We start from the raw sequence: 410 nt of genomic DNA, 5'->3' as shown, positions 1-410 counted from the left end.
ATTTGCCAATTAGATAGATTCATTACATTCCTATTTTCAACCATTACACCTTTCGGTGTTCCTGTTGTACCAGAAGTATAAATGACATATGCCAAACTATCTGGTTGAGAGATAGGAACTGGGTTTATCTGATCCTCTTCACAATTTGTAAGATTAACAAGTATAGTTGAAGCATCTATATGATCTACTATACTTTGATTACCTTCACCCACTAACAATACTTTTGCCTTACTATCGTTCAACATAAAATTAATTCTCTCTACCGGATATTCTGAATCAATTGGTAAATACGCCCCACCTGCTTTTAGTACACCATAAATCCCAACAATCATTTCTAGCGAACGCTTTGTTACAATTCCGACAATGGATTCTGTATGTACTCCCTTGTCTCTTAAATTTTTCCCAATGGT

The 410-nt window shown here is 35.1% G+C and carries 1 protein-coding gene; it reads right to left on the bottom strand.

The genetic code is table 11. The features are described 5' to 3' along the window. A partial coding sequence (locus tag JDS82_RS29080) for an AMP-binding protein (RefSeq protein ID WP_199714327.1) occupies positions 1-410 on the bottom strand: 410 nt, incomplete at both ends.

Source organism: Bacillus cereus group sp. N14, from assembly GCF_016483555.1.
In the GTDB taxonomy this organism is placed as follows: domain Bacteria; phylum Bacillota; class Bacilli; order Bacillales; family Bacillaceae_G; genus Bacillus_A; species Bacillus_A wiedmannii.
The sequence above is the reverse complement of the archived record's forward strand: the minus strand, read 5'-3'. Positions and strand labels throughout refer to the sequence as shown.